Origin of the sequence: Dolichospermum sp. UHCC 0259, from assembly GCF_009711935.1 — a bacterium.
Taxonomy (GTDB): Bacteria; Cyanobacteriota; Cyanobacteriia; order Cyanobacteriales; family Nostocaceae; genus Dolichospermum.
Window position 1 is genome coordinate 1 of sequence record NZ_VIKX01000249.1, and the last position, 19034, is coordinate 19034.

The 19034-nt window shown below is 38.3% G+C and carries 18 protein-coding genes and 1 pseudogene; 7 read left to right on the forward strand and 12 right to left on the reverse strand.

Going from position 1 to position 19034, the window contains the following annotated elements:
- Positions 1–51: 51 nt before the first annotated feature.
- The 6 genes from FJR05_RS20760 to FJR05_RS20785 form a co-directional block, all read right to left on the reverse strand.
- Positions 52–522, reverse strand: a complete 471-nt coding sequence (locus FJR05_RS20760; protein WP_168645872.1) for a hypothetical protein — start codon at positions 520–522, stop codon at positions 52–54.
- A gap of 163 nt (positions 523–685) precedes the next feature.
- On the reverse strand, positions 686–1483 hold the full coding sequence (locus tag FJR05_RS20765) for an ABC transporter ATP-binding protein (RefSeq protein WP_168645873.1): 798 nt from the start codon (positions 1481–1483) through the stop codon (positions 686–688).
- Positions 1484–1579: 96 nt separating this feature from the next.
- Positions 1580–2620 carry an iron ABC transporter permease gene (locus tag FJR05_RS20770; RefSeq protein ID WP_168645874.1) on the reverse strand — a complete coding sequence of 347 codons (1041 nt, stop codon included), beginning with the start codon at positions 2618–2620 and terminating at the stop codon, positions 1580–1582.
- On the reverse strand, positions 2617–3630 hold the full coding sequence (locus FJR05_RS20775; protein WP_168645875.1) for an iron ABC transporter permease: 1014 nt from the start codon (positions 3628–3630) through the stop codon (positions 2617–2619). Before FJR05_RS20775 ends, FJR05_RS20770 begins: the two co-directional genes overlap by 4 nt.
- 25 nt (positions 3631–3655) lie before the next feature.
- A complete protein-coding gene (locus FJR05_RS20780) occupies positions 3656–4054 on the reverse strand; it encodes a biopolymer transporter ExbD (RefSeq protein WP_168645876.1) in 399 nt (132 codons plus the stop codon).
- The gene (locus FJR05_RS20785) at positions 4038–4691 is read right to left on the reverse strand and encodes a MotA/TolQ/ExbB proton channel family protein (RefSeq protein WP_168645877.1); all 654 of its coding nucleotides are present in this window, start codon (positions 4689–4691) and stop codon (positions 4038–4040) included. The genes FJR05_RS20780 and FJR05_RS20785 overlap by 17 nt, the downstream gene beginning before the upstream one ends.
- A 304-nt stretch (positions 4692–4995) precedes the next feature.
- On the opposite strand from FJR05_RS20785, the gene FJR05_RS20790 reads away from it, so the two are divergent.
- The gene (locus tag FJR05_RS20790; RefSeq protein WP_168645878.1) at positions 4996–6546 is read left to right on the forward strand and encodes an energy transducer TonB; all 1551 of its coding nucleotides are present in this window, start codon (positions 4996–4998) and stop codon (positions 6544–6546) included.
- A gap of 51 nt (positions 6547–6597) precedes the next feature.
- On the opposite strand, the pseudogene FJR05_RS20795 reads toward FJR05_RS20790, so the two are convergent.
- The 6 genes and pseudogenes from FJR05_RS20795 to bchD all read right to left on the reverse strand — a co-directional run.
- Positions 6598–6861 (reverse strand): annotated as a pseudogene (locus tag FJR05_RS20795) (hypothetical protein); the annotation flags it as partial.
- Between the two features lie 145 nt (positions 6862–7006).
- Entirely contained in the window at positions 7007–9541 is a 2535-nt protein-coding gene (locus FJR05_RS20800) for a DEAD/DEAH box helicase family protein (protein WP_168645879.1), read from the reverse strand.
- Positions 9542–9933: 392 nt separating this feature from the next.
- Positions 9934–10122 carry a ribbon-helix-helix protein, CopG family gene (locus tag FJR05_RS20805; protein WP_168645880.1) on the reverse strand — a complete coding sequence of 63 codons (189 nt, stop codon included), beginning with the start codon at positions 10120–10122 and terminating at the stop codon, positions 9934–9936.
- Positions 10123–10186: 64 nt separating this feature from the next.
- Positions 10187–10549 (reverse strand): aspartyl protease, encoded by a 363-nt coding sequence (locus tag FJR05_RS20810; protein WP_168645881.1) that lies wholly within the window; start codon positions 10547–10549, stop codon positions 10187–10189.
- Positions 10546–10863: a hypothetical protein gene (locus FJR05_RS20815; RefSeq protein ID WP_168645882.1), complete on the reverse strand. Its 318-nt coding sequence runs from the start codon at positions 10861–10863 to the stop codon at positions 10546–10548. The genes FJR05_RS20810 and FJR05_RS20815 overlap by 4 nt, the downstream gene beginning before the upstream one ends.
- 167 nt (positions 10864–11030) lie before the next feature.
- Positions 11031–13052, reverse strand: a complete 2022-nt coding sequence (bchD, locus tag FJR05_RS20820; protein ID WP_168645883.1) for a magnesium chelatase ATPase subunit D — start codon at positions 13050–13052, stop codon at positions 11031–11033.
- A 91-nt stretch (positions 13053–13143) separates the two neighbouring features.
- On the opposite strand from bchD, the gene FJR05_RS20825 reads away from it, so the two are divergent.
- The 6 genes from FJR05_RS20825 (at position 13144) to FJR05_RS20850 (ending at position 18914) form a co-directional block, all read left to right on the forward strand.
- Positions 13144–13287, forward strand: a complete 144-nt coding sequence (locus FJR05_RS20825; protein WP_168645871.1) for a hypothetical protein — start codon at positions 13144–13146, stop codon at positions 13285–13287.
- 42 nt (positions 13288–13329) lie between these two features.
- Complete coding sequence (locus FJR05_RS20830) at positions 13330–14004, forward strand: Uma2 family endonuclease (RefSeq protein WP_168645884.1); 675 nt, start codon at positions 13330–13332, stop codon at positions 14002–14004.
- A gap of 86 nt (positions 14005–14090) precedes the next feature.
- Positions 14091–14711, forward strand: coding sequence for a DUF3859 domain-containing protein (locus tag FJR05_RS20835; RefSeq protein ID WP_168645885.1), 621 nt, complete (start codon positions 14091–14093; stop codon positions 14709–14711).
- Positions 14712–14713: 2 nt separating this feature from the next.
- The gene (locus tag FJR05_RS20840; protein WP_168645886.1) at positions 14714–16417 is read left to right on the forward strand and encodes an asparagine synthetase B; all 1704 of its coding nucleotides are present in this window, start codon (positions 14714–14716) and stop codon (positions 16415–16417) included.
- Entirely contained in the window at positions 16387–17595 is a 1209-nt protein-coding gene (locus tag FJR05_RS20845; RefSeq protein ID WP_168645887.1) for a decarboxylase, read from the forward strand. The genes FJR05_RS20840 and FJR05_RS20845 overlap by 31 nt, the downstream gene beginning before the upstream one ends.
- A 14-nt stretch (positions 17596–17609) precedes the next feature.
- On the forward strand, positions 17610–18914 hold the full coding sequence (locus FJR05_RS20850; protein ID WP_168645888.1) for a hypothetical protein: 1305 nt from the start codon (positions 17610–17612) through the stop codon (positions 18912–18914).
- The last annotated feature ends 120 nt before the right edge of the window (positions 18915–19034 follow it).

Below are 19034 nucleotides of genomic sequence, written 5' to 3' on the forward strand. Positions count from 1 at the left end.
CCTACTTCTACCTACCCTATAAACTCTCGAAAGTGGGGGGAGAGTGAAAAACTACTTTCCGTAACGTTCATAATATTTTTGATCTGATTTACGAATTAATGGTTGCAAATTTGCCGATAGTTCTCCCTTGTAGCCAAACCACTGACAAAATAACTCAGGTTCTATATGAACACTCACCCAAGAGATCGGTTGAACTGGTGAATGTTCTAAACTTCCCTCTGGTGCTAAACCACTACCAAAAAAGCCATAAGTTCCAGCCTTTAAACCTGAAAGCTCAAAAGTGTACTCAACCAGATGTTCTCTATCAGATGATCTTGTAATTATCTCATCATCCAATTGATAGTTAGCGATATCTAAATCTAATCCTGCTCGGACATTGATACACCGAATGTAACCATTTCCCAGTTTCACAGGATACTGATAAGTTATATCAAATCCATCAGCAGAATCAGGTGTGAGTTGATTCTCCTCACTTTCATAAACAAGTTCCTGATAAGCAGATTGAGAAAGAATAAGAGTCATAGGGTGATTAGTTGCTGGCAATATTGCAATAGATTATGGTTAATTGTCATTCAGAGGGAACAGCGGTTCGACTACGCTCACCGACCGGGAACAGGCTTGCCCTGAGCGCAGTCGAAGGGGAACAGAAAAACTAGTTGTGTAATTAATTCTGTCTCATTACTTATTAGTTAATTCCTTTACCTTTACGTCCTATGGGTACACACATTGGAGTTCCCACAACTGGATCATCAACAACACGACAATCTAAGCCAAAAACCTCTTTTACCATTTCCTCATTCATGACTTCTTGTGGTTCTCCAGCAGTAAAAATCCTACCTTCTTTGACAGCAACTAAATAATCAGCATAACGACAAGCTTGATTTAAATCATGCAACACCATCACAATGGTTCTGCCCTGAAATTGGTTCAATTCATACAACAAATCTAAAACTTCTATTTGATGTGCTAAATCTAAAAAAGTAGTCGGTTCATCTAATAGTAAAATATCCGTATCCTGAGCTAATGCCATAGCAATCCAAGCTCGTTGTCTTTGCCCACCTGATAAAGTATCTAATGCCCGTTCAGATAAATTGATTAAATCCGTAATTTCTAATGCCTGTTGAACAATTTTTGCATCTTTTTGTGACCATTGCTGTAACCAATTTTGATAAGGATAACGTCCTTGGGCTACTAAATCTCTGACTGTTAAACCTTCTGGTGCAACTGGACTTTGAGGCAAAATTCCCAATTGCTGGGCTACTTCTTTTGTGGAAAGTTGGAAAATAGATTCTCCATCCAAATATACAGCCCCACCGCGAGGTTTAAGCAATCGAGCCAAACCTCTTAATAAAGTAGATTTTCCGCAACCATTAGCACCAACTAAAGCAGTAATTTTTCCCGCAGGAATCGCTAAATTTAGATCCCAGATAATTGTCGCGCCATCATAAGCTAAAGATAAACTTTTCGTTGATAATCCTTTCATAATAGTTGATAGTTGATAGTTAATTAGAAAACATAAAATTGATTACCCAGTCCCCAGTCCCCAGTCCCCAGTCCCCAGTCCCCAGTCCCCAGTCCCCTATTTTTTCCGATTACGAATTAACAAATACAGAAAATAAGGAGCGCCGACAGCAGCAGTAACCACTCCACAAGGAATTTCAATAGGTGCAAATAGAGTTCTTCCTAACAAATCTGCCACCACAACAATCATTCCTCCTAACAGTGCTGAGACGGGAATTAAACCTTGATGATTTGTACCTACTAATTGTCTTCCTAAATGAGGTGCAATTAAACCTACAAAACCGATCATTCCCGCAGTGGCTACTGATGCACCTGCTAAGGCTACTGCTACCAACAGCAATAAACTATGCTGCCATTCCACACGACTACCTAAACTTCTAGCAACATCATCTCCCAAATTTAAGGCGTTCAAATGTCTAGCTAATGTCAAAGCCATTGGGACAAAAATAATCACCCAAGGTAAAAAAGAAAATACTTGTTCCCAGGTGCGCCCGTACACACTACCCGCTAACCACACCAAAGCATCACTAACGCTGTAAATGTCACCGAAGGTAATCATTAAACTGGTGAAGGCACTGGCGATCGCCGATAAACCTACACCCATTAAAATTAATAAAATTGGCGAACTCCCATTATTCCAAGCTAACCAGTAAATTAAAGCCGCCATCAACAAAGCCCCGCAAAAGGCTGATAAAGGCAAGATGTAAACTGGTGCGGAAGGAAATAAAACAATAACTGTAACTGCGGCTAGACTTGCCCCAGAATTAATCCCAATAATACCAGGATCAGCCAAGGGATTGCGTGTTAAACCTTGGAAGATAGTTCCAGAAATGGCCAGCGCTACTCCCACCATCAAAGCCACAAGTGTACGCGGTAGACGCAGGGTATTAATCACAAACAGATGGTTAGGATTTCCCGTATTTACACCCAAGAGAGTTTTAATAATATCTGGGGGAGAGATAGGATATTCACCTCTGCCCACATTTATTACCATTGCCACCCCAATCACTGCCAGTAAAGATAACAGCATTACTGGTACACGCCGATCTATGCGAAAAGATATTGTTGAGGAACGAATAACCAACCAATCAACCTTCATTTTTTCACCTTTGATTTAGCCAGGTAGACAAAAAAGGGAGCGCCAACCAGTGCAGTCATCACACCTACAGGTAATTCCTGGGGTTTGAGGAGGATACGGGCAGTAATATCTGCTACTAACAGCAAAGTTGCACCGACAACGGCTGAATAAGGCAAAATCCAGCGATAATCGGTTTTAATGAAAAATCGGACTATGTGAGGAACAACTAAACCAATAAAACCGATAGGTCCAGCCAGGGCTACGGAACTTCCTGCTAGTAAAACTACGCTGATGGCAGTCAAAATTTTTATCCAGGCTGTTTTTTGACCTAAACCTTTAGCTACATCGTCACCTAGACTCATGGTGGTAATTTGTCTCCCCAAAGCAAAGGCAATTACTAAGCCAATGATGACAAAAGGTAGTGCGGAAAAGAGGATATTGGCATCTCTACCAGCTAATGAACCAGCTAACCAAAATCTAATTTCTTCTAATGTGCGTTGACTGATGATCAGAATTGCAGTAGTCAGGGAAGAAATTAAAGCTGTCAGGGCTGCTCCTGCTACTGTGAGATTGAGTGGGGTCGCACCTCCCTTTCCTAGTGAACCCAAGAAGTAGACTAAAATCGCTGTGACTCCTGCACCCAAAAAGGCTGCAATTGTCAAAGTAGTAATTGATGTACTACCAAATACAAAAATTGTCACAACTACGGTGAGTGCTGCACCGGATTCAATGCCCAAAATACCTGGATCTGCTAGGGGGTTGCGTGTTAAGCCTTGCATTAATGCTCCAGATACTGCCAGGGCTGCACCGACTAAAATGGCAATGAGCGATCGCGGTAATCTGACTGTTTGAATAATTAGGTGTTGATATGAACCATCAAAGCTGACAAAGGATGTCAAAATCTCATCTATTGGTATTTCTGCTGCTCCTAATGTGACACTAGATACTAAACAAACTAGCAGCAGCATCAAACACCCAACTAAACTAAATACAGGTTTAGCAGCCGACTTAATCAAAATATTAGGGATCATGAAAATATGAATTGATTCACCTTAACTATTTGCGCGTAGCTATACCTAACTTCACTCCTTCTACCTGCCGCACTTTATCCATTACGGCTACCACTTGTCCATGATTAACTTTCTCATCAGCATTTAGTACCACCATCAACTGTTTTTGTGGTTCTAACTTTTCTCTAATTCCTATTTCTAATTGTTCTACACTAATTGCTTTTTTGTTCAAAAATATCTCTCCATTATTATTAATAGTTAATGTCACCTGTGCTGGAGGATCTGTTTTTCCTGTCGCGGCTTGAGGTAAGTTTACTGGTAAACCCTCAGAACGAGTTAAATACAATGTTGACATAATAAAAAATGTCAAAATTGCAAAGATCACATCAATCATTGGCACAATATTAATCTGTGCTGGCAATTCCGGCTCATCTTGTAGACGCATAGGTTTTTTCTCCTCTTTCATAGCGACGACGGTAAAGTAGTTCTAAATGACCGCCATATTCTTGAATCAAAGCAATTTGCCGTTGATAAAATCCCCGGAAAGTATTAGCAAAAACAAGGGTAAAAATTGCCACAATTAAACCCGTAGCGGTAGAAACCAACGCCTCACTAATACCACTAGTTACACCGGCAGCTTTAGTTCCGCCAACATCACCAATATTCAGAGAAGCAAAAGAACCAATTAACCCCAACACAGTACCCAGTAATCCTAACAAGGGTGCGAGGGCAATAATGGTATCAAAAATCGTATTAAACCTTTTGAATAAAGGTATTTCTGCTTGGGCTTCACTCTCTAACGCCAAGCGAAATTCTTCTGGATTTGGTTCTTCTAACTCTAAAGCCGTCAAAAAAATCCGGGCAATTGGTATATCTGCATTTTTTCGCAGTGTATCAATTGTACTTACTACATTATCCTGACGATAGAGATTTAATACATTTCTGACTACCCGTTGCTGACGACTACTGATTGTTACCCAAAACTTGATCCGTTCAATAATTAGCCCTACCGCCAATACAGAAGACAGTAGCAGCGGCCACATCACCACACCACCTGCTATAAACAGATTTTTGATATCCATGTCCGATTTTCAAGCCTTTCAATAAAATTTCTTAACTAGTTCAGCAAGAATAGCTGATATAAGTTCTCAACTTAAATTAGAGCAAATGAGAATATATGTCAATCTTTTGCTACATCTTAGCGTCAGAACAAGTCATATATTAGGGTTAAAATCGCTGTAATTATTTGCCAGGAAGAGATTTGGGCTAAAATCTGCAAATACAAAAAGTCAAAATTATTGATTGACATTCGCATATAATTTCTGTTATTCTACCGGAGTTACTGAAAATTGTTAGCAATAAACTAAATAATTAAGAAATATAACCATGAGTTTTTCCAGCATAGCCATAGAGCAGCGAGAAAAAGAATTAAAGACACTGGCAACCTTTTTGACTTATAGCTTGATTGGCTCTCTGGCTATACATATTGGGTTGCTGGCTTCTGGTATTGGTAGTCTACTTACAAAAGTCCCGGAAGAAGAGCCAGTAGAAATCACTTTTGTGGAAACTCCAGTAGAAGAAATAAAACCAATAGAAGAACCGGAAGAGGAAACAAAACCTAAAGTTATTGATAATTCGCGGATTTTTACAAGTACAAATAATTTTGATACCTCTCCATCAGTATTTGTCCCGCAACCACAAAAAAGCACAATAGTTTCGGCTCAACCTGCTGTGATTCCTGCTCCAAAAATAGAACCTCTCAAACCTTTGCCTTCTATTACAAAGGAAACAACAGTATCACCGCAGAAAGTAGATACTCCGCAGCCAGAGGTTTCTCAGTCAAAGACAAAGGTATCACCCACGATTGCAGATTCTCCGCCTCAAGCAGTTTCTCAACCAAAAAATACCACTGTTAAACCCTTATCTACTGAGACTACAGCCGTTCAACCATCTTCACAATCCAGTTCTAATTTAAGTAAGTTGTTGGCAGGAATTAGAGATGCAAGGACAAATCAAGAAGGTTTACAGCCGTCTCAAGCTACTTCTGGTAATGGTGGAAATCCGGTAGGAACATCTAACTCATCAGACGCAGGTATTCCTGGTAATGGTGGAAATTCGGTGAGAACATCAGGCACAGGTATTCCTGGTAATAGTGGTGGTGATGCAAATAATGGACGGGCAAATGTTCCTAAAGTTGCCACTGCATCTACATCTCCCAAAGTCGGAACTAACTCTGGTAGTGGTAATGGCCGTGCTGCTTGCCGAGAATGTAATGCAAATTATCCAGAATGGGCGAGAAAGAGAGGTTTAGAAGGTAGGGTTGAAGTGGCTGTTGATACGGATGATAGTGGTAATGTTACTAAGGTTAGATTGTTGAGATCCAGTGGTAATGAAAAATTAGATGCAGAACATTTAGAACGAGCGCAAAAGTGGAAACTTAAACCCAGTTCCGGGGGTAGACAAGGTGTTAGTATTGGAACTGAATATGCGATCGCAGGCTCTCAAAAATATCGCCAATTACAGGAACGCAAGAAAAAAAGAGAAGCAGAACAAAGAAATAGTGAATCTACTAACAATGCGAGTAATTCGGTGACAGAAATACCCAGACGCAGACGCAGATTGGTAACATCTGTTAGTGCAAATATTCCCAGAGAGTCGAATACAGAAACCAGAAGAATTCGCCGCAGAAGAAATGTAGCAGCATCAACGGAATCTACTTCCACTTCATCAGTAACTAAAGGCCAGCGTTTGGGAGAAGCTCTCAGAAGAAGAAGAACAGATCAAGCTGTAACTTCACCTTCAGGAGAAACAAGGAAAAGAAGACGAAGACGGGAAATAACCCCAGCTTCCTCAATTATTCCCAGTAATGAAAGTAATTCTAAACCTACCAGACGGCGGCGACGTTTGGAACAACCTACGCCTTCAGAGCAAAATTAACAACTATCTCCATCAGATGAAAGTAATTAGGAGTCCTAGTGGTCTGTCAAGCTAAAAATTGTGAGATTGAGGGAAAATAGAGAGGCTATTTACTTTGATTTCATATCTGTGAACTGCTTCGCTAGTCATTGCGGCGATCGCTTTATTGGTCGCTTTGGGTAAGTTATAATACTTTCCTCCGGCTGTTTGGGCTAATTCCTTGGAAAAGCCTGTTAATACAAATTTACTCTCCGTATCAATTACCAATAATTGCATCCCTGAAGCCCGAATTCTGCCCGCAATATCTAATAATTCGGCTTTTATACCCGGTTTTTCTGTGCAGCTTCATATAAAAATGGTGTAGCATATTTATTTTTTTAGTAAATTTGGTAAATTTGTAATTATAAAATCTGAATAAACAATAAAGAGCAAGATGAATTTTTAAATCTTGCTCCTGTTTTAAGTTTAAACTACTAAATTATCAACTTTCAGTTTCTGCAAATGATACAAGGTATTCTTTTATCAATGAATCCGGTTTAAACTTAGAATTATCCAAAAATTGTTCACATCGAATAACAAGTTGATCATCAGAAACTTTTGATTCACAAAGTTCTTGAAGAAGAAGACTTAAATCCGTAATAAGTTGATTTAATTTATTAAGGGTTAAAGCTCTAGAGTCGTTAATTACGATAGATTTTGTTGTGTCAGTATTCCGATGGACAGATACAGGTATATATGAGTGGTTGGGATACTCTTTCTTAAACCATTCTACTGAGGCTAATAGTTGGCCATAGTTCTCCTTATTTAAAGGATTATTTTCGTATTTTCTACTCTTAGCTTCGATAACTAAAGCAAGTTTATCATTAAGTAACCATAAAACATCTGGTGCTTTGTCACCATAAATTTTTTCTGGCCTTTCAGCATGAAATCCCAGCATTAAGCCTAAATGTTCAAGAGCCTCCTCAAATCTATTAGCAGAAGCCTCTGGAATTAAGTCCAAAGAAATTTGTCGAAACCAAGCGAGATAACCTCGGCGATTATTTTTATAATTGCTAGTAATCCGATTGATCATAGCTTCGGCTTGTTTACCTGGATTGGTAAGTGGTACATAAGGTGGAATAACTTGAGGGCGTAGTAGGTTGTAGTTGTCTGCATATGCTTGTTGTTGAAGTTTTTGGGACAGGTCAGTTTTTTCCCAGAAAAATGCAGCACGAGCAGCTAATTGTTTTAACCATCCTCTGCTTTTTTGATCTATTTCTACTGTGTTATTCTGCCAATACTTTTCTAGCTTAGAAATAGCCTTTTCAAAATACCCATCACGCATAAGTTTAAATACTTTGCGTTCAAGAGATGCCTGATCCAGAAAAGTTTTATCTTCTTCTAATGATTCAGTAAGTTCTGCTAATGTTTCTGAATGGTACTCAATCCAGTCTTTTTCCCGATTTAAGCACTGCATAATTGTGTCATATAAATCTTGTTTATCAACAACGTCTTTACTAATTTCTATTCCTATTTCAAACTGTGCGCGGGTACTCTTATTTAAGAATTTTAGACTAGCTGAACGCCCAATCCATGCAGTTAAGTCTTGTCCAGTAAGTATGACCACACAATAATCCCCATGACCTCGCGCACCTCTTCCCATACCCTGTTCAATACGTTGTGCTAATGAGCTAGTGAGTTCAGAGCCTCCCACGAAGGTATTTGCCCGATATTGATCATACTCACTACTTCCACGAGGTAATTCTGATAAAACCAATAAACGGCAAGCTGAACCAGGAAGATCAATTCCGTCATAGCGATTAGCAAAAACGAAAGGACCATAAGAAGTGCCTTCTTGAAGTTGTTTAACATCAACAGCTACTTTGTCCGTTAAATCTGAATAATTCGCAACATCTTGCCACTTTTGTGCAGCCGGTTTCGATGGTACAAGAATTACTGTTCCCATCTTTTTTTTAGCTATTTCTTGAACCAATTCTTTGAGAATCTTGACAATATCATTAGTAGGGAAGGGCATAAGTTCTAGAGCAAGAATCATTCGCTCACTGACACCAGCTAAAGAGTTAGATGTAATTGGCTTAGATATAGAACTAGGATCAGCATCAAATGTTCTTACAATAGCAGTATCGTCACTGATTGTGGCCGACAGGAAAATACGTCGAGGACAATCTGCAAAAGTTGGAATCATATCAACCAATGGAAAAATTGGTGTAATTACGAAAGCATCTTTGCTAATCAGGCAGTGACAATAATTAAAATTATCCCGAATAAATGGCCACACAAATTGATAATCATTTGCTTTATGACGCAAAAATTCTCTGACCTGTTCAGACTTAGCTTTCCAACTCCAATAAGGAACTTCTAAAATCCCACTGGCTGGTTTACCACTGACAAGATCATCAAATGAACCTAACTTTTCAAGTTTTTCAAAATCGCTGCGGAATATACTTGTAAGCTCAGAATAATCTTCTTGATTGCTTTTTCTTGTAAGACGTAATGTAAAAATATCACGCATATTTGAAAAAGCAACATGGGCATCATCAAGTATGATAGCTGCTGCTGTAAGGACTGGTTTTATACCACGAACTCCAAATCGACTATCACCATTGAATAATGCTTGATAGGTACAAATAAGAACACTCTTACCAGCAAGGAAATCCTCAGAAAAATTTTTAACATTTTTGTCGTAGGCAACTGCGGGAATGTTGTACTCTTTAGCCTTTGCCAAAGTTTGTTCGACAAGTTGAACAGTTGGTGATAAGTAGATTACTGGTTCACGATGTTCATTTAAAATTGACTGAGCAATAAGTAGAGCAACTAGGGTTTTACCACCTCCTGTGTGTAACTTAATTACTAGATCACGCTCATGTCTACGATTGAACCACTCGTTTAATACTTCTGCTTGACTCGTGTAAATATCGTTGAAACCGGGTATTGGTGGTAAGCGTCGGTAAATTGCTACTGGGTCTATAACAGGTGGTTGGTTTTTACGTTCACGTAATTTCTTTATCTCTACCATTGTAAGCTCAAGCCTCCCGCTAAACTCTATACTGTACTAACGTATGTATAACAAACAGTATAGCTAATTTAAGGCGTTACAAGTAGGATACTGGGAGTACAAGTATATAATTTATTTTGTTTCTGAGTTCTCTGGGTCTCTGTGTGAGATAAATCATCGCTAAAAAAGCATCAGTATCAACAATGATCATAATCGCTCTTTTTCTTGTTTGTCCTGAAGATAATTAGCCATTTTTGTTTTATAAGTAACAGACAGATCAGAATCACCATTAAAACATCCAACTAAGTAGGTAAACAGAAAAATTTCAAGGTATGTATCGGTATATAAAGTTGTCTTAATGCGTTATTCTGATTGAGTTTCAGCCATTTCACAAAACGCAATACCCCTCATTTTTATTTTGTTAACCTACTTAAACCAAGTTCTTTAAATGTTGCTAATGGAGTTTTATTATTAGTCTGAACTTGATTATAGTATTGTTGAATAGCTTGTTTAATAGTTTCACTAAAATCTTGATTAGTCTGTTCCTGAATATACGCAAGTTTTTCAACACAGTCATCATCAAGTTGAATTTCTAATTGCATAAAATCATCTCTCTTTAGCCAGATTAACTGTTAATTATTAACCATATTTATTTTATCAAAAAAATCACCCTAAACTCAAAACACCCGCTGGAAAATTAACCACCAAAGGCAAAAACTCCAACCACCTTGAACCCAATAAAATTTCCGTCAACTGATCTCCAGCATAAACAGGAATTTCATACTCTTGATTATCCAAAATCACTTTACCTAAATACAAATCAAAAGTTTTTTCTCCTTGCGCTGTTATCAATTCTTGTTCACGAAGAAATTGCCAATCTAGTGCTTCTAAATCTTGTTTATTGATTGCTAGAAAACCTGTAAATCCAGTATCTAGCATGATCTCTACAGGTAAGTTTAACCCATCAGCATTAATCAAATCAATTTCAAAAAATAGCTGCCCCCCATCACCAAAATAACCCTCTATCATATTCTTCCAACTGCTCCGATTTCATTCAGCCGAAACATACAATGTACAGCATGAGGATGTTTTTCTCGTGCTTGCTGACTAGCAACTTCTATATCTTGATCAATGAAATAATCACCACTATCTGGTTCTACGGCAATATACCAGTTATAATGTTCTTTCATCAACTCAGGACGCACACGCTCAAAAATTGCCCGACAACGTTTGTGAAATGCGTCTCTTTCTGCTTCACGTTTAGCTAATTCTTCTGGTGATAAAGTTAATTCAGGAAAAATCCTTCCTCTTCTTCTTGGTGTTTTTGGGGTTAGTTGTGTCATGGGTTTAAACTCCATTTTTACTATTTTAATATGAGTCCTAAATTAATTATCTACAAAATAAATTAAATGATTTAGTTTTTTAGTGGTGTGGCCAGTGTGTAAGGGTTTAGCACTGCTAAACCCCTACATTTATGGGGATATTTTTTAGTTGGAAACCCCAAAACAACTTACTTTGATTTCATATCTGCGATCGCTCCCCTGGTCATAGCAGCGATCGCTTTATCGGTCGCTTTCGGTAAGTGATAATATTTACCTCCTGCTGTTTGGGCTAATTCTTTGGCAAAGCCAGTTGATACAAACTTACTCTCCGTATCAATTACCAATAACTGCATTCCTGAAGCCCGAATTCTGCCGGCAATATCTAATAATTCGGCTTTGATATCTGGTTTTTCTCCTGCTTCTATGGGTTCTCCTAAAGAACGAGCGAGAGGGATATTACCACGACCATCCGTAATTGCCACAATCACAACTTGACCGATATCTCCACCCATTTGGGCATTTACACCGACACGCACGGCTTGAGTTAAACCATGTGCCAGGGGTGAACCACCACCGCAGGGTAATCTTTCTAAACGATTTTTGGCTAAAGCAATGGAACGGGTAGGAGGTAATAATACTTCTGCTTGTTCTCCTCGGAAGGGGATTAAGGAGATTTGATCCCGGTTTTGATAGGCTTCGGTTAATAATTGCATGACTGCACCTTTAGCAGATTGCATTCTATTTAAAGCCATTGAACCGGAAGCATCCACAACAAATACCACTAATGCGCCGGCTTTTCTCACCAACCGCTTAGAACGGATATCTCCCTGTTCGACAATGACTTTTTTGTCAGGTTGTCTAGCGCGGCGTGCTTTTTGATACGGGGCGGCGGCTCGCAATGTGGCATCTACGGCGATGCGTCGCGCCTTACCTTTGGGAATCATCGGCTTGATGTACCGTCCCCTATCATCTGAGAAGATAATACTGCGACTACCAGATTTACCTTGACGTTGTGCCATTTGGGTAAAATACAGCACTTCCGGGTCAAGGATTACCCCTTCAGGATCAAAGATAAATTCTTCGGGAATGTCTGGGGGTTCTTGCTGTTCCTGTTCTTCTTCTTTGTCTTCTTCCTCTTCTTCCTCTTGTTCTTCTTCTGATTCCGACTCGTCTTGATTTTCTTGTGGTGGTGGGGGAGGTGGTGGTGGTTGGTCTGGTGGTGGTGTCTGGACTATGGTGGTTCTAGGTACTATCACCAATTCCACCGCCCGACGTAAATCTTCTGCGGTGACGGTGTTCCGTCCTTCTAAGGCTGCTGCGGCTTTAGCTACTCGCACCGCAAATAATTCGGCACGGTGTCCTTCTACACCCCCGCGAATGGCTTCACTGACGAGGTAGGTAATTTGTTCTGGGGTAATGGTGACTTCTTTTAACCATTCCCGTGCGAGGATGATTTGGGTTTTGAGTGCGTCTATGTCTTCGCTGTATTGTTGGAGAAATTCTGAAGGAGATTTGGAATAGGCGATCGCTTGTTCAACTGCCTGTACTCTTTGATCTATACCCAGAACTCCGTCTGCTGATAGGGCGATCGCTATTCTATCAAGTAAATGTTCTCTAAGCGCCCCTTCTTCTGGATTATAAGTGGCAATAAACAACGGTTTGCAAGGATGTTGAAAACTGATTCCTTCCCGTTCAATTTGGTTGCGTCCGTCCGATAAGACGGATAACAGTTGGTTACTAATTTGGTCATCTAATAAATTGATTTCATCCACATACAGCACACCTCGGTTGGCTGTAGCGAGTAATCCCGGTTGAAAAATCGTATCACCTTGTTTAACGGACTGTTCCACGTCCACAGAACCCAAAAGTCGGTCTTCTGTAATCCCCAGGGGAATTTGTAAAAAAGGTGCAGGGATAATTTCCGTTTCTATTTCCTGTCTTTGTTCCGCTAAAAGTTTATCATCCCATTCTTCGGGGTGATTGGGGTCACAGTTGCTAACTGAACCTTTGACAACTTCAATAGGTGGTAATAAAGCGTGAATAGCCCGCGCCATCACAGATTTAGCCGTACCGCGACGACCTGCAATTACCACACCCCCCAAAACGGGATCTACTGCTGTCAACAGCAAAGCTATTTTAATTGCTTCTTGACCAACTACAGCAGCCAAGGGAAAAGCAGTCATTGTCGGGGTAAGAGTAGGCGATCGCATTGTTTCCTTAATAGTTATTATAGTTTTAGCATAGCAATTCCTGGCACATTTTAGAATATATATAATGGCAATTCCTCAAGGAGCAAGATATATGACGACAATTCAGGTGAAAAGCTTCACTTTAGAAGAATATCACAAACTTATAGAAATCTGCTTTTTAAAACAAGATGATAGCTGCGCTCGCCGTAGGCATCACATTCAATTAATTAACTACTTTAGATATAATTATCAATAGGTTCACCAGTGCCACTGTCAAATTAAAAATGGAGCTACAGATATGGTACAGCAACTTACACCAGAAACCAAACCAGAAATCATCTACCCTGATAGTGATGGAAATCCTATGGCAGAAAATACAGAACACTATGAATGGATAGTTAAAATTAAAGAAAATTTAGAAATATTATTTGCATCAGAAAATGATGTTTTCATCGCAGGTGATTTACTTTGGTATCCTGTGGAGGGAAGTGTAAAAACTCGTCAAGCACCTGATGTCATGGTGATTTTCGGTAGACCAAAAGGTAGAAGAGGTTCTTACAAACAATGGCAGGAAAATAATATTATTCCCCAAGTAGTTTTTGAAATTCTCTCTCCAGGAAATCGCACCAAAGAAATGGCGAAAAAAATGCTATTTTATCAAAGATATGGAGTAGAAGAATACTATATATACAATCCCGATACCTTAGAATTAATAGGATTTATTCGGGAAGGAGAATGGTTTGAAGCAATTGAAGAAATCAGTAATTGGGTAAGTCCCCGTTTAGGAATACGTTTTGAATTAACATCAGATAACTTAGAAATTTATTATCCTGATGGACGGAAATTTCTCTCCTCTCTGGAATTAAATCAACAAATGGAACAAGAACGTCAACGTGCAGAACAAGAACGTCAAAATTATCAAGACCTATTAGCAAAATTACAAGCTAAAGGAATTGATATCAATACTCTTTAAAATTTAGATCCCCGACTTCTTCGAGAAATTGGGGATCTGGTTTCTCTGTTTTCTCAACCTACATTAATCAGAAGTTACTAAAAATCATGAACCAGAGACTAACCCAAGAACAATTAAATCAAATAATTGCTGAAGTTCAAAGTCTGCAATTACGTCAAGAAGCAGAACTTGATCAACAACAAGTTAAAGACATTTTACAAGATTTGAATTTAGCACCGGAATTATTCGATGAAGCTTTAATTCAAGTTCGGCGTAAACAAGCTTTAGAAGTCCAACAACGTCGCAATAAACTAATTAGTTTTGGAGTAGCTGCGGCTGTAATTATCGGCTTAGGATTCACAGTATTTTTTAATCAACAACAAAGTTCTTTACTCGCTAATGTTTCCGCACAACAGGACAGAATTACCTTAGAATCAAATAATGGGAATTTAAAAAATATCTCTCGTTCAGCTAATTCAGAACTTTTTTATCGTGTGACTTTAAAAGATGCACCTATCGGTAAAAAACTCAATCTTTCTTGTCATTGGATTGACCCCAGTGGTCAAATTGTCAAGCAAAATAATTATCAAACTCGTGAAGTTAAAACTTCTATTTGGGATACTTTTTGTCGTTATACTATTAATTCTTCGGCAAATGTGGGTAATTGGCAAGTGGAAATGTTTCTTGAAGGTAGGAAAATTAGTCAAGAAACTTTTGTGGTGCAATAGTTATGTTTTCTCATCATTTTATTGGTTATTGGGGTGATAGGAGAAAAGAGTTTCTCACGCAGAGACACAGAGGCACGGAGAGAGGAGGTAAGGAGGGAAATTTTTTCTGGAATGTTGTTTATGTTGGTTGTGATTCTGTACCTGCTTTACCACAAAATATGATTGCGGGTATTTCTGCTGGGGGGTTTTCTGATGCTTCGGATGTTTGGGTAAATGTAGAATCAAATAAGTTAATTTTGGGGAGGGAAGCTTTTGGAAGGGTTTCTTTGTTTTGGACTCAACAAGGTGGGGTGATTTGGTTTGCTTCTCAATTACAATTACTTTTAGAAGTTATGGAAAAACCGGAAGTTAATATTTCTGGTTTATATGGTTATAGTTGTTTTTCTTATGTTCCTAATCCTCTGACTCCGGTAAATGAAGTGTTTTCTGTCGCTGCGGGAACTGAGGTGATTTGGGAAGATGTTGACAATCCTCAAGTTCGCAGTATTTATCAATGGTGTGAATCAAAGTCACAAATTCAAGATGAAAATACCGCAGTTTCTCAATTACAAGTTTTACTAAAAAATGCTATTCACAAACAAATTGCTGATTTAAAAGATGAACCTGTGGGGGTTTTTCTATCTGGGGGTTTAGATTCTTCTATTGTTGCGGCTTTGTTGGTGGAAGCTGGGGTGAAAGTTCGTGCTTACACTTTGGATTTTGGTAATGTGGGAATTTCTGAATATCCCTATGCGGAACAAGTTGCACAGTTTTTGAATATTCCTTTGGTGAAAGTTGATGCCAGTCCTGGTAATATTAAAAAGGCTTTAATTCCTACTGTCAAAGCTTTAGATTTACCTTTTGGTGACGGTGTGACTGTTCCTTTATATCTCCTCAATCAAGTCGCTAGTCAAGAAACGCAGGTGATTTTTAATGGTGAAGGTGGTGATCAATTATTTGCCGGTTGGACTAATAAACCTTTGATTGCTGCTGGTATTTATCAATCTGAACATCCTGATAAAGAAGAAAGTTTCATTCAACAATATCTGCGAACTTTTCACCGTCTTTGGGGTTATGAATCTAGGGTTTATCAGCCGGAAATATATGCTCAGATTCAGGGTTTAAATGCTCAGGATTGGCTATTGGATGCTCTAGATGCTAGTTTTTGTCCTTCATTATTGCATCGTCTCCGGCGTGCCAGTTTGATGTTAAAAGGAGCGCAAAATATTCATCCGCGTGCGACTGCGTTGGGTTTTGCTCATGGATTGGTTGTGCGATCGCCTTTTTGTGATTTACTTTTAGCAGAATGGACTTTTCAGCTATCTGGAGAACTCTGTTTACACGGTGCTTGTGAGAAGTATATCCTCAAACGAGCAGCAGAAAATTGGCTACCGGCGGAAATTGTTTGGCGACAAAAACGCGGTATGGGTGTTCCCTTAACCTCTTGGTGTTTAAATGATTATTGGCATGATCTTGGTAATTGGTTAAATCCTGGTATACTCAGTTCTGAGAACTGCTTTTTTCCTGATATTGCGTTACAAATTGTTACAGGTGAACTAGGGGGACAAATTCAAGGACGACGAATTGGTGAAAGTCTGTGGTTACTCATAATCTGGCAACTTTGGCACTATCATGTTTTTGGTTCTAAATTAGGCAAAAAGTCTTTATATCATCCATTTATTTTACCTCGATGGTTATGGAAAAAGTACCAGCAATCCCAAATTTAGAACTAGCACTTGCACAGGAGTTATTGCAAGTTTACGGTTCTCCAATATATGTTTACAATGGCGATATTTTACGCCAAACTATTGCACATATTACCAAAGCTATTAGTTATCCTCATACAAAGTTTCATTTTGCTAGTGTCACAAATGGCAATATTGCTTTATTGAAAATATTTAAAAATGCTGGTTGGGGACTTCATGCTAATACTCCCGGTGATATTTATTTGGGGTTAAATGCTGGTTTTCATCCTAGTAATATTGTTTATAGTGGGAGTAATTTGAATCGGGAGGAAATGGCACAGGTTCTTGATTGGGGTGTGACTACTCTCAATTTGGATAGTATTTCTCAGTTGCGTTTGTGTTGTGAGGTTTTTTTATTTCGCGCAAAGACACAAAGGAGTAAAGACGCAAAGTTAAAGATTGGTTTGCGATTGAATGTTTCGGAGGATAGTCGGATTGGTGTTAGTTCGGTGGATTTTGATGAAGCTGTTTCTATTACTTCTGCTGCGGGTTTGCAGGTGACTGGTTTACATTTTTATCGGGGTACGGGAACTAATGCAACAACCGCTTTTACCGATGTCATTGATTTGGTTTTAGCAACTGCACAAAAGTTACCAGATTGGCAATATTTAGATTTTGGGGGAGGTTTTGGTTATCCATATCATCATGATAGTGTAGCTTTTAATTGGGAGATTTTTGGTAATGAGTTAAGTACAAAAATTGGCAATTTAGGAAGAAAAATAAATTTGATAATTGAGCCGGGACGTGCTGCTATTGCAGGTTGTGCGACTATGTTAGCTAAGGTTGTTTCTGTAAAATGGCAGGGAGAAAAACAAATTATTGGTGTTGATTCTACTATCGCTAATATTTCTGTGCTTTCTGTACATGGAGGTTATCGAGAAATTACAACTTGGAAAAATCCAACTTCGGAAAAGTATTTAACAGATGTTTGTGGAAATACAACTTACTCACGAGACTATTTAGGAAAAAGTTGCCAACTTCCTGCTTTAGAAATTGGCGATATTATTAATATTTTAGATGTTGGTGCTTATGGTTATGCAATGTCATCTCATTTTTTACATCGTCCCAAACCAGCAGAAGTATTACTAGAAAATACTACACATCGTTTAATTCGTAAACGGGAAGATTACAGCGTTTTACTTAACAACCAAATTCTCTAATTTAACCAAAAACCATGAAATGTATTAAATGCGGAACAGATAATAATTTAAAAGACAGAACAGCAAATCAAGGAAGATGTACAAAATGTAATCATCCTTTTGCTTTTGAACCTACAAGTATGGGAAATGTGAAAATTACAGATCCTATGTTTGCGAAAATATTAGCTGATATTTCTGCTAAAAATACTTTATTTTTTACAGCCAAACAACTGCTTTATTTTTTAGATAGTCGTTTGAGAAATAAATCATTTCAACCATTACAATTTGCCGGGTTTTATATTTTCATGAATGTTTGGACTACAGGATTTTTTGGTGGTTTTTTAAGCAGCCTATTTGGTATTAATTCTTTTTTAATTGCAAATGTAATTTATCAAATTTGTGTAGTTTTATTTTTGTATAGAAATACAACTTCTGCTAAACTAAATAATGCCAATCGTCAGGCCAGTGCTAAATCTTTACAAAGATTAGGAGTGTTGATTTTAGTTGTCGGAATATTGGTAAGTTTGTTCGTATTTAAGTCATTTATCCTATTTGTTAGTTTTGTTAGTATAGGAGTTTCTTCCCTATTTTTGGGAACTCGACAATTAGAAAGAGTTGGTAAATTAACACAAGAATTACTAATTTCCCAAACACAATTACAAGATTGGTTAACCCGCTGGGAGCAAATTAATGATATATCTGAAAAAATTCTCTCTTCACCACGACAAGAAATTACACCAGCGACAATAAATCCTGATGTTACTGCTTACAGTTTTGATAGATTGGTAGTCTGTGATAGTGCTACTATTGCACAATTATTAATTGCTAATAATTTCCACTTTGAAAATAACTGTGCAATTCTTAGCATTACTGGTTATCCTCAAAGCATTTTTAACACCACAATGGAAATGCTGCGTCGTAACCCTGATTTAAAAGTTTATGCAATCCATGATTGTAGTCCTAAAGGTGTGAGTTTAGTGAATCATATCCGCACCAGTGAACGCTGGTTTCTGAATAGCAATGTGACAATTATTGATATTGGACTTTTACCCAGACAAATTATCGCTACTAAGCGAGGAATGTTTATCCAATCTTCTCCAGATTTAGCAACCACAGCTAAACAATTATCCAGCGAAATTCGTCAAAGTTTAACTTCTGACGAATTAGCTTGGTTAGATGCTGGTAATTTTGTAGAATTGGAATCTTTTACACCACAAAGATTAATTCAAGTTCTGCGAAGTGGTATTTCTGGAAGTTTAAATTTGGAAACTGACGATAGTAGTTTGATTTTAATGGGTGATTCAGGAAATGATATTTATATGGTGGAAAGTTTTGGGTAAAAATACGTTTTGCTTATGATTATATTAATTGAGAAATTACTTGTTGTTTTCTCATTACACAAGTAATCGTAGTTTTTCACTCTCCCCCCACTTTCGAGAGTTTATAGGGTAGGTAGAAGT